Source organism: Brevundimonas sp. GW821-FHT02A10 (genome assembly GCF_059422025.1).
The window spans coordinates 1,131,399-1,143,072 of the sequence record NZ_JBWKWC010000001.1; the positions used below are offsets into that span (position 1 = coordinate 1,131,399).

Annotated in this window: 8 protein-coding genes; 6 read left to right on the forward strand and 2 right to left on the reverse strand. The window is 67.8% G+C overall.

From position 1 onward, the window contains the following. The first annotated feature begins 83 nt into the window (after nt 1-83). Nucleotides 84-974 carry a LysR family transcriptional regulator gene (locus AC07U0_RS05250; RefSeq protein WP_494718958.1) on the forward strand — a complete coding sequence of 297 codons (891 nt, stop codon included), beginning with the start codon at nt 84-86 and terminating at the stop codon, nt 972-974. Here AC07U0_RS05250 and dapF read toward each other — a convergent pair. Further along, complete coding sequence (gene dapF, locus AC07U0_RS05255) at nt 971-1,804, reverse strand: diaminopimelate epimerase (protein WP_494718959.1); 834 nt, start codon at nt 1,802-1,804, stop codon at nt 971-973. The genes AC07U0_RS05250 and dapF overlap by 4 nt on opposite strands. An 83-nt stretch (nt 1,805-1,887) precedes the next feature. On the opposite strand from dapF, the gene AC07U0_RS05260 reads away from it, so the two are divergent. From AC07U0_RS05260 to AC07U0_RS05270, 3 genes are all read left to right on the forward strand, one after another. Continuing rightward, nucleotides 1,888-2,691: a potassium channel family protein gene (locus AC07U0_RS05260; protein ID WP_494718960.1), complete on the forward strand. Its 804-nt coding sequence runs from the start codon at nt 1,888-1,890 to the stop codon at nt 2,689-2,691. A 105-nt stretch (nt 2,692-2,796) separates the two neighbouring features. Then, the gene (locus tag AC07U0_RS05265; protein ID WP_494718961.1) at nt 2,797-4,992 is read left to right on the forward strand and encodes a prolyl oligopeptidase family serine peptidase; all 2,196 of its coding nucleotides are present in this window, start codon (nt 2,797-2,799) and stop codon (nt 4,990-4,992) included. Between the two features lie 297 nt (nt 4,993-5,289). Further along, nucleotides 5,290-7,425 carry a prolyl oligopeptidase family serine peptidase gene (locus AC07U0_RS05270; protein WP_494718962.1) on the forward strand — a complete coding sequence of 712 codons (2,136 nt, stop codon included), beginning with the start codon at nt 5,290-5,292 and terminating at the stop codon, nt 7,423-7,425. 52 nt (nt 7,426-7,477) lie between these two features. Here AC07U0_RS05270 and AC07U0_RS05275 read toward each other — a convergent pair whose 3' ends face one another. After that, nucleotides 7,478-9,025, reverse strand: a complete 1,548-nt coding sequence (locus tag AC07U0_RS05275; protein ID WP_494718963.1) for a helicase HerA-like domain-containing protein — start codon at nt 9,023-9,025, stop codon at nt 7,478-7,480. A gap of 140 nt (nt 9,026-9,165) precedes the next feature. Here AC07U0_RS05275 and AC07U0_RS05280 point away from each other — a divergent pair, with 140 nt between their 5' ends. Beyond that, the gene (locus AC07U0_RS05280; protein ID WP_494718964.1) at nt 9,166-10,305 is read left to right on the forward strand and encodes an AI-2E family transporter; all 1,140 of its coding nucleotides are present in this window, start codon (nt 9,166-9,168) and stop codon (nt 10,303-10,305) included. A gap of 337 nt (nt 10,306-10,642) precedes the next feature. Then, complete coding sequence (locus tag AC07U0_RS05285; protein WP_494718965.1) at nt 10,643-11,503, forward strand: outer membrane protein; 861 nt, start codon at nt 10,643-10,645, stop codon at nt 11,501-11,503. The last annotated feature ends 171 nt before the right edge of the window (nt 11,504-11,674 follow it).

Consider the following 11,674-nt stretch of genomic DNA (forward strand, 5'->3'; position numbering starts at 1 on the left):
AGACGCGCGCGAAACTTCCCCGACTGTCCGCGATCGTGCGATGATCCGGCCAACCCGATCCCGACCATCCGGATTTGCGCACAATGAAGCCTTCGCTCGACGATCTGGCCCTGCTGGTCTCGGTGGCCCGTCATCGCGGCTTCCGGCGCGCGGCGGCCGAGCATGGCCTGTCGCCGTCCAGCCTCAGTGAACGCATCCGGGCGCTGGAGGACGGCCTCGGGACCCGGCTGCTGAACCGCACCACCCGCAGCGTCTCCCCGACCGAGGCCGGCGAGGCCCTGATCGCCCGCGTCGGCGGCGCGCTGGAGGATCTGGATCTGGCGCTGGCCGCTACCGGCCTGCCGTCCGATGAGCCCGTCGGCCGCCTGCGCATCAATGCGCCCGGCGCCGCCGAGATCGCCCTCGGCCCGCTGATCGCCCCCTTCCTCGCCGCCCATCCGGGGATCCAGCTGGAGCTGGTCGTCGACGACGGCTTCACCGATGTCATCGGGGCGGGCTTCGACGCCGGGGTCCGTTACGGCGAGCGGCTGGACAAGGATATGATCGCCGTCCCTCTCGGCGGCCCCGAACGCTTCGTCCTCGTCGCCGCCCCGTCGCTGCTGGCCCGCGTCGGAACGCCCGACAGCCCCGAGCAACTGGCCGCCCTGCCCTGTATCCGCATGAAACTGCCCGGCGGCGTCGTGGTCTGGGAGTTCGAGAAGGACGATCGGGTCATCCGCATCCATCCGGAAGGCGCCCTGACCGTCACCGACCGCATCCTCGCCGCCCGCGCCGCCATCGACGGCCTCGGCTTTCACGCTACCTTCTCGGCCTGGGCGGCCGAGGACATCGCGGCCGGACGTCTGGTGTCATTGTTCGAGGACTGGCTGCCGCCGTTCGAGGGCCCCTTCCTCTACTACCCCTCGCGCCGCCATCCGCCGCCCGCTCTGGCTGCCTTCGTGGCCTGGCTCAGGGCGCGTAATCGCGAGAGCTAGAACGGCAGCCCGCCGGTCCGTTCGACCTCGACCGGGCCGGTCATGAAGACATGGTCGGTCGCCTCGTCCCAGTCGATGACCACCTCGCCGCCGTCCATGACCACTGTGGCCTTGCGATCGGTCAGGCCGCGCCGGGCCGTGGCGACGAGCGCCGCGCAGGCGCCGGTGCCGCAGGCCTTGGTCAGACCCGCGCCCCGCTCCCAGACCCGGAAGCGGATGCGGTCGCGCGCCTCCACATGGGCGAAGCCGACGTTCACGGCCTCCGGAAACAGCGGATGATGCTCGATCAGCGACCCCGAACCGCGCACGAAGGCGTCGTCAGGCGTGTGGTCCATGAAGAAGACGACGTGCGGATTGCCCATGGAGACCGCGCCCGGCGTATGCAGCACCGGCGCATCGATCGGCCCGATCTGCAGCTCGATGCCGCGCGTATCCATCTCCTCCGCCAGCGGGATCTGCTTCCAGTCCAGCCGCGGCGCGCCCATGTCGACGGTGATGCGGAAATCTCCCGCCTTCGACGCCGTCGCCGGTCCGCCCAGGGTGTCGATGGTCACACTGTCCGCGCCGGACGCCTGCATCAGCATCCAGCCGACGCAGCGGAGTGCGTTGCCGCAGGTCTCGACCGCCGAGCCGTCGCTGTTCCACACCCGCATGAAGGCGTCGCCGGTCTCACTGGGTTCGATGGCGATCAGCTGGTCGAAGCCCTCGCCCGTATCCCGGTCGCCGAGCGCGCGCACCTGCTCCGTCGTCGGCTGGAAGGGCCGGTCGAGCGCATTGACCACGACGAAGTCGTTGCCGGCGCCGTTCATCTTGACGAAGGGACGGGTCATTTCGGGTGACATATAGGCCTTCGAAGCGTCGCCGCGAACCCTGCAGCGTTTCGTATCCGTCCGACGCGCGTTATCGCTGCTTCATGGCCGAACCCGCGACCCATCCCGCCAAGCACCACGGCCTCCGGCTCAAGGCCCGGCTGCGCTATCTCTATCACGGCGACAGCCTGACGGCGGTGCGGTTCCGGTTGGCGGTGATCGTGGTCGACCTGGCCATCATCGCCTTCTTCGTCGCCGCCCCCATCCTCAAGGCCCATGGCCGCGCCTTCTATACGGTCGACTACTGCATCGCCGCCCTGCTGATCCTCGATCTGGCGGCGCGGATCACCGCCTATTCGGACTGGAAGGACTGGTTCCGGCGGCCGATCAACTGGGTGGATCTGGTGGTGCTGGGCTCGCTCCTGGCGCCCGCCTGGGCCGTCAACCTCGGCTTCCTGCGGATCCTCCGGCTCTGGACCCTGCTCAACTCCGACATGTTCTGGCGCACCATCGGCCACAAGTTCGACGATACCCGGGTCGAGGAGATCACCCGGGCCCTCGCCGGGCTGGTGACCTTCGTCTTCGTGGTGACCGGCTTCGTCTACACCACCTTCCGGGGCCGCCACGACGGCATCAACGGCTATCTCGACGCCCTGTATTTCACCATCGCGACCCTGACCACGACCGGCTTCGGCGACATCACCCTGCCCGGCGCCTGGGGGCGGATTCTGTCCATCTCCGTCATGCTGATCGGCATCACCCTGTTCGTGCGCCTGGGTCAGGCCCTGCTCAAGCCGCACAAGGTCCGCTACCCCTGCGACGCCTGCGGTCTGCAGAAGCACGACCCCGACGCCGTCCACTGCAAGGCCTGCGGCAACCTGCTCTGCATCCCCGACGACGGCGACTGAGGCGTGCGTCAATCGGCGCGCCCTTCATGACAAATCCGTAACTTCCGCCGCCTTGCCGGGGCAGGCTCCACCGTTAAGGTGCCGCGACCTCAAAGGAGCCCCCATATGATGCGCTCGCTGGCCTCGGCCGCCGTTCTTCTCGCCGCAACCGGAATGACCACCGTCGCCATGGCCCAAACGACCGCCTCTCCAGCTTCCGTCTCCGCCGCGCCCCTGGCCAACCCGCCGATCCCCGAGGGCGGCTTCGCCACCTCGGACGCGACCGATCCGTATCTGTGGCTGGAAGAGGTCGACGGCGCCCGGGCCATGGAGTGGGTCCGCGCCCACAACGAACGCTCGCTGGGCATCCTGCAAGGCGACCCGCGCTATGAGCCCCTGCATCAGCAGGCCCTGGCCATCGTCCAGTCGAAGGACCGCATTCCGGCGCCCGGCTTCAACCACGACGGCACAATCACCAATTTCTGGCAGGACGCCGAACACGTGCGCGGCGTCTGGCGCAAGACCACGCTTGAGTCCTACCGCACCGACGCCCCGCAGTGGGAGACGGTGCTCGACTTCGACGCCCTCGCCGCCTCCGAAGGCAAGAACTGGGTCTACAAGGGCTCCTCCTGCCTGCCGCCGGACGAGCGCCTCTGCCTCGTCTCCCTGTCCGACGGCGGCAAGGACGCCGTCGTGGTCCGCGAGTTCGACAGCGTCTCGAAGACCTTCGTCGACGGCGGCTTCTCCCTGCCGGAGTCCAAGGGCGGCGCCAGCTGGATCGACGCCGACACCCTGCTGATCTCGCGCGACTTCGGCCCGGGCACCCTGACCACCTCGGGCTATCCGATGATCGTCAAGCAGCTGAAGCGCGGCCAGACGGTCGATCAGGCCCAGACCGTCTTTACCGGCCAGCCCTCCGACGTCTCCGTTGGCGGCTTCGCCCTGCGCGACGCCGACGGGGTCATCAAGGCGACCCTGATCAACCGCGGCGTCAGCTTCTACGAGTCAGAGACGTATCTGCTGAACGCCGACGGCACGACGCGCAAACTCGACCTGCCCGCCAAGTCCGACATCAACGCCCTGGTCCAGGGTCAGCTGGTCGTCACCGCCAAACAGGACTGGACCGCCCCGTCCGGCCAGACCTTCCTGACCGGCGACGTCATCGCCTGGAACCTCGACGCCTGGCTGGCCGATCCGAAGGCCGAGGCGAAACTGGTCATCCGCCCGACCGAGCGTCAGGCCATCGAAAGCATGACCGCCACCCGCAACAAGCTGGTGGTCGCCCTGTTCGACAATGTCCGGGGCGGGATCGAGGTCTATGATCCGTCCGACTGGAGCCACAGCCGGATGGACCTGCCGCGCAACGTCACCGTCGGCGTCGGCTCGGCCAGCGAGACCGACGACCGCCTGTTCGTCTCCGTCGCCGGCTATCTGAACCCCTCCAGCCTCTACCTCGCCGACGCCGCCTCGGGCGCGACCGCCGTGGTCAAGTCCCTGCCGGCCAAGTTCGACGCCACGGGCATGCAGGTGGACCAGTTCGAGGCCCGCTCGGCCGACGGCACCATGATCCCCTATTTCGTGGTCCATAAGTCGGACATCCCGATGGACGGCTCCAACCCGACGCTTCTCTACGGCTACGGCGGCTTCGAAAGCTCGCTCCTGCCCGGCTATTCGGCGACCGTCGGCAAGCTGTGGCTCGAGCGCGGCGGCGTCTATGTCGTGGCCAATACGCGCGGCGGCGGCGAGTTCGGCCCCAAATGGCATGACGCGGCCCTGCAGGAGAACCGCCACAAGGCCCACGAGGACTTCCAGGCCGTGGCCCTCGACCTCGAGGCCCGCCACATCACCTCCCAGCCCAAGCTCGGCATCATGGGCGGCTCGCAGGGCGGGCTGTTCATGGGCGCCATGCTGACCCAGCGTCCGGACCTGATCAATGCCGCCGTCATCCAGGTGCCCCTGTTCGACATGCTGCGCTTCAACAAGCTTCTGGCCGGCGCCTCCTGGCAGGGCGAATACGGCAATCCCGACATCCCGGAGGAGCGCGCCTGGATCCAGGCCTATTCGCCGTACCAGAACCTGCGCGCGGGCATGAACTACCCCGAGGTCTTCATCCACACCTCGACCAAGGACGACCGCGTCCACCCTGGCCACGCCCGCAAGGCGGCGGCGCGCCTCGAGGAACTCGGCTATCCGGTCCTCTTCTACGAAAACACCGACGGCGGGCACGCGGCCGGCGCGAATCTGCTGGAAACCGCCCGCCGGATCGCGCTGGAATACACCTATCTGACGCGCCGCCTGATGGATCAGCCGGCGCAGCAGTGAGTTAAATCCCGTCATCCTCGGGCTTGTCCCGAGGACCCATGGTCGACACATGCGGTCGGTGACGGGGAACCGGGGTGCGAAACCGGCGGCGGTCGGATCGCGGAAACATGGGTCCTCGGGACAAACCTGAGGATGACGGAGTTATTGATGCGTAGTCTCGTTCTGACCGTATTGGCGACTGTGGCGGCATCGGCCGCAATCGCGCAATCGACTGCGCCCAGGTCAGAGTCGCCATTTGAAAGACAAAGACGCATCGAGGGCATGGTGCAGGTTGACGAGATGCGCGCTCGGCAAGCGATGCCCACAGTGAGTTATCTTCCTCCCCCCGGTTCCTCCACCCCGCCCCACATGCCACGCGACCTCTCCCCCGCCGGGGTCCGGGCCGCCGACGAGCATCTGGCGCTGGAAGAGGTCAACGGCACGGAAGCCATGGCCTTCGTCGCCTCGGAGAACGAGAAGAGCCTCAAGGCCCTGACCGGCGACCGCCGCTACGAGGGCTTCCGCCAGCAGGCCTTCGACATCCTGTCGGCCACCGACCGGATCGCGGCCCCGTCCTTCCTCGGCGAGGGGATCGGCAATTTCTGGCAGGACGCGACCAATCCCAAGGGCCTGTGGCGGCGCACCTCGCTCGAGTCCTACCGCTCGGCGACGCCCGAATGGGAGACCCTGATCGACCTCGACGCCCTGTCGAAGACCGAGGGCAAGGACTGGGTCTGGAAGGGCGCCGACTGCCTGCCGCCCGATGAGACCCGTTGCCTGATCTCCCTGTCGGACGGCGGCAAGGACGCCGTCGTCGTCCGCGAGTTCGACACCACGACGAAAACCTTCGTCGAGGGCGGCTTCGTCCTGCCCGAGGGCAAGCACCGCATCGAATGGCTCGACAAGGACACGCTTCTGGTCGCCACCGACTTCGGTCCGGGCACCCTGACCGAGAGCGGCTATCCCTTCATCGTCAAGGGTCTGCGCCGGGGTCAGGGTCTGGATCAGGCCGTCGAGGTCTTCCGCGGCGCCGCCACCGACGGCGGCTACGGCGTCAGCCCGCGCGCCTTCCGCAACGGCGCGGGCGAGCTTCAGGCCGTCATCGTCACCCGCCCGCTCGACACCTTCCGCGCCGAGACCTGGCTGATCGATGGATCGAAGACCATCAAGCTGGGCCTGCCGGAAAAGGTCACCATCCACGGGATGATCGACAACCGTCTGGTCTTCACGCCGGATCAGGACTGGACCCGGCGCGGCAACGCCCGCTCGGCCGGCTCGCTTCTGGCCGTCAGCCTGAACGTCCTTCGCCCGCCGACCGACGGCAATATCTTCATGTCGACCGAGGCCGACATCGTCCTGGTCCCGACCCCGCGCCAGTCGATCGAGGAGGTGGCGGTGATGGACGAGAAGATCGTCGCCACCGTCTATGACAACGTCATCGGCCACGTCGTCTCGTTCAACAACAACGCCACCCGCCCCTGGACCCAGACGGTGCTCCCGGCCGCCGAAAACGCCGCCGTCCATCTGGGCTCGTTCGATCGCAAATCGGGCCGCCTCTTCTATTCGTTCGAAGGCTTCCTGACCCCGCCGACCCTGGCCCTCGCCGACCTGAACCAGTCGACGGCCAACGTCATCCGCTCGGCCCCGGCACGCTTCGACGCCTCGAAGGACGTCGTCGAACAGTTCGAGGCCACGTCCAGCGACGGGACGAAGATTCCCTATTTCGTGGTCCGCCCGAAAGACGCGCCCATGAACGGATCCACGCCGACGATCATGTTCGGCTACGGCGGCTTCTCCATCGCCTATCCGCCCGCCTACAAGCCCGAGATGGGCAAGCTCTGGCTCGAGAACGGCGGCGCCTTCGTCATCGCCAACATCCGCGGCGGCGGCGAGTTCGGCCCCGCCTGGCATGACGCGGCCCTGCGTGAGCATCGCCAGCTGGCCTTCGACGACTTCGCCGCCGTGGCCCGCGATCTGGAAGAGCGCCGCATCACCTCGCCACGCCGCCTCGGCATCTATGGCCGGTCCAACGGCGGGGTCCTGACCTCGGTCTCGATCACCCAGCATCCGGAACTGTTCAACGCCGCGGTTATCGAAAGCCCGCTGATCGACATGCTGCGCTATTGGGAGCTGCCCGCCGGCGCCTCCTGGATCGGCGAATACGGCGACCCGCGCGTCCCCGCCGACGCCGCCTTCATCGCCCGCTATTCCGGTTACCAGAACCTGCGTCGAGGCGCCGATTACCCGCGCGTCTACATCACCACCAACACCCGCGACGACCGCGTGCACCCGGGCCACGCCCGGAAGTTCGCCGCCCGTCTCGGCGACATGGGCTACGACCACCTCTATTACGAAGAGACCTCCGGCGGTCACTCCAACGACGCCGATCCCGTCGCCAACGCCCGCCGCTGGGCGCGGCATTACGTCTATCTGGCGCAGCAGCTGATGGATTGATCCCAACCTAAAATCCGCTCATCCCCGCGAAGGCGGGGATGAGCGAACGGGATCACCGCTTCTTCAAACTCCCCAGCAGCCCGCGCAGCAGTTCGCGGGTGATGGTCGACCCGGCGGTGCGCAGCACCGACTTGGTCATGGCCTCGATCGGCGTCTCGCGCGTCGAGCGACGCGGCGCGGCCGGAGCCCGTGGCGCAGGAGCCGCACGCGGCGCGGCCCGGGCCGCCGCCTTGTCCGCCTGGGCCTGAGCCTTGGCCTGGGCTTTCGCGGCCTCCTCCGCATCGGCGGCCTGATCGGCGGCCGCATGACGCGCCGCCAGCACCTCCTCGGCCGACTCGCGGTCGATCGTCTTGTCATAGACCCCGGCGACGGGGCTGGCGGCCATGACCGAGGCGCGTTCGGCGTCGGTGGCGGGGCCCAGACGGCTGTCCGGCGGGCGGATCAGGGTGCGGGCGGTGATCGTCGGCGCCCCCTTCTCGTCCAGCACCGAGACCAGGGCTTCGCCGGTGCCCAGCGCCTGAATGGCCTCGGCCGTATCGAAGGCCGGATTGACGCGGAAGCTCTCCGACGCGGCCTTCAGACCGCGTTGGTCGGACGGGGTATAGGCGCGCAGCGCGTGCTGCACCCGGTTGCCGAGCTGGGCCAGGACGCTGTCGGGAATATCGGCCGGGTTCTGGGTGATGAAATAGATCCCCACACCCTTGGACCGGATCAGCCGCACCACCTGCTCGACCTTTTCCAGCAGCGGCTTGGGCGCGTCCCTGAACAGCAGGTGGGCCTCGTCGAAGAAGAAGACCAGACGCGGCTTCTCCGGATCGCCGACCTCGGGCAGCTGTTCGAACAGCTCCGACAGCAGCCACAGCAGGAAGGCGCCATACAGGCGCGGGCTGTTCATCAGCTTCGTCGAATCCAGCACATTGACCTGACCCCGCCCATCCAGACCCGTGCGGATCATGTCGGTCAGGCGCAGCGCCGGCTCGCCGAAGAAGGCGTCCCCGCCGTCCTGTTCCAGCTGCAGCAGGGCGCGCTGGATCGAGGCGATCGAGGCCGGGGCCACATTGCCCACCTCGCGGCCGATCTTGGCGGCGTTCTCCGCCACATAGGTCAGCATGGAGCGCAGGTCGTCGAGGTCCAGCAGCAGCAGACCCTCCTTGTCCGCCACGTGGAAGGCGACGGTCAGCACCCCTTCCTGCACGTCGTTCAGGTCCATCATCCGCGCCATCAGCAGCGGCCCGATCTCCGAGACGGTCGCGCGGACCGGATGCCCCTTCTGGCCGTACAGGTCCCAGAACACCGTCGGCGCCGCCTTCGGATCGAGCGTCAGCCCCATCCCCGCCGCCCGGGCGATCAGCTTCTCGCTCGGTGCGCCCGGCTGGCTGATGCCCGACAGATCGCCCTTCACATCGGCGCAGAAGACCGGCACCCCGGCGTCGGAAAAGCCCTGGGCCAGGATCTGCAAGGTCACGGTCTTGCCCGTGCCGGTCGCGCCCGCGATCACCCCGTGCCGGTTGGCCCGCTGCCACAACAGGATCTCCGGAACGCCCGAACCGGTGTCGTTGGACTGGCCCATGAACAGGCCGGTGGAGGGCAGGTCGGACATCGCGAAAGCTCCAGTGATCCGTCTGGATTAGCGCAGCCTTTCGCGGCGTAAAAGCGTTGGCGGATCAAGCTTTGCGGAAGGTCGCCCGATCGGGCCCGATCCTCATTGACGCGCCGTCCCCGCCCCCCGAAGGTCACCGCATGAAACCGCCCATCACCGTCGCCACTCCCGTCGTCGCCCGCAACGCCCTGGTCCTGATCGCCGTGGTCGTGACCGCCGCCGCTCTCGTCTGGCTGTCGGACATCCTGACGCCCCTGGCCATGGCCATCTTCCTGATGATCGTCATCGACGGGGTTAAGCGCGCCATTGAGGAAAAGACCTCTGTTCCGCACCGCTGGGCCGGGCTCGCCGCCCTGATCGTGGTGGTCCTGCTGTTCGCCGGCTCCATCGCCATCATCATCTACGGCGCCTCCGGGTTCTTCGGCGAAGCCTCGGGCGTGGCGACCCATATTGGCCCGCGGATCGACCAGATCCTGCGCGACGGCTCGGCCCTGCTGCGCATCCAGAACCCGCCCACGCTCCAGACCCTGATCAACGGCATCGATGTGCGGGGCTATCTGACCACGGTCGCGCTTCAGGCCCAGGGCGTGGTCTCCGGCGCCTTCTTCGTCCTCGTCTACCTCGGCTTCCTGCTGGCCTCCCAGGGCGGCTTCAGGCGCAAGCTGGTCGCCATGTTCCCCGAGAAGCTCCAGCGCGCGGAGGCGATGGAGGTGTTCCAGCGCGTCCGGGGCGGGGTCGAGGGCTATATCTGGGTCCAGTCGGTGACGGGCGCGATCATCTGCGTCTTCGCCTGGATCCTGATGAAGGCGGTCGGGCTCCAGAACGCCGAGTTCTGGACCTTCGTCATCTTCATCGTCGGCTTCATCCCGGTGCTGGGCGGCGCCATCGGCGGTCTGGCCCCACCCCTGTTCGCCCTCGTCCAGTTCCCCACCTACTGGCAGGCCATCGTGCTTCTACTCGGGCTTCAGTTCGTTCTGTTCATCGTCGGCAACATGATCCAGCCGCGCATGCAGGGCGACAACCAGAACATCGACCCGGTCGCCGTCCTCCTGTCCCTGGCCCTGTTCGGCAAGATGTGGGGCGTGGTCGGCATGTTCCTGTCGACGCCTCTGGCCGTCATGGCCATGGCCATCCTGGCCGAGTTCAAGGGCTCGATGTGGATGGCCGTCCTCCTGTCCGGCGACGGCGCCCCCTATGCCGACGAGGCTGAGAAACAGGCCACGGCGGCCAAGGCCCGGGCGAGCAGGAAACGCGTCAAGCCGCCGCAGGAGACGGCGTAGCTTCCGCCTCTTGAACCCCCGTTAACGCCTTCCTATCTGGGTCTCAGACGACGCGGGCCCTCCCCTCCCCCTCCGGGGTTCGTGTCGACCCCGGGACGGCGCTCTTCCCCCTCCAGCGCCGAACCCGCAAAGCAGGCCGTCGGACCCCCCGTCCGGCGGCCTTGTCTTTTGTTCCTCCGATTTTCCGAGACGAATCAGCACACTGCTTCACATGCGGCGCATTGGCGCAGCCGTCAGCCGGGGGGCATCCCGCGTCGTACCTGTCCCGTTAGGACCCGCGACCGCCGCCCGTGAGCCTGGGAGGCAAACGCTCAGCACACGGACAGGAACGCCCCTCATGACCCGCACGATCACCCTCCTCACGGCCGCATCCGCCGCCGCCCTCCTCGCCGCCCCCGCCTCGGCCCAGACCCTCTTTGGCCAGTCCGGCCCCGACAGCTGGACCGGCCCCTATGTCGGGGTCTTCGGCGGCTTCACCCAGCAGAACGGCCAGGGCGACGAGACCCTGCGCTTCGACCGCAATCTGGATGGGAACTACGGCGACACCGTCACCCTCGCCACGCCCGCCGGCGCCAACGCCTTCTCGCCCGGCTATTGCGGCGGCGCGGCCAATACGGGCACGGCGGCCAACGGCTGCGACAAGGACGCGCCGGGAACCCAGGGCGGCGTCCGCGTCGGCTATGACTACCAGATGGGCAGTTTCGTCCTCGGCGTGGTCGGCGACTACAGCGTCGGCAATCAGGAAGACAGCGTCACCGGCTTCTCCACCACCCCGGCCGCCTATGTCTTCACCCGGACGCTCAACAATCTGGCCGCCGTCCGCGCCCGCGTCGGCTATGCCTATGGGCCGGCCCTGATCTATGCGACCGGCGGCGCCGTCACCGCCGAGGTGGAGAACACCTTCTTCACCACCAACGGCGCCAACACCTTCACCGCCCGCCTCGATGACGACCGCGCCGACGGTTACCAGCTGGGCGGCGGCGTGGAATATTCGCTCGCCCCCAACCTCAGCCTCACCGGCGAATATCTCTACAGCTCGCTCGACGCCGGCGATCACGTCATCCGCGTCGGCCAGGGCACGGCCCCGGCCACCAATCCCTTCGTCCTGGCCCCCAACACCACGGGCACGGACATCATCCGTTCCAACTCGAAATTCGGCCTGCACGCCTTCAACATCGGCATGAGCTACCGCTTCTGATCCGTCCGTCTCCGGACAAGACTTATCGGCGATAACCATGGCCGGACCTGCGAAAGCGGGTCCGGCCATGTCGTTTCCGGCTTCCAGCGGGCGCCGGTCGGGCCTAATCAGCCATTCATTGATCCGAAGCTTCAACGGCCTAGTGTGTCGTTGACCCCCTTGCGGCTCCGG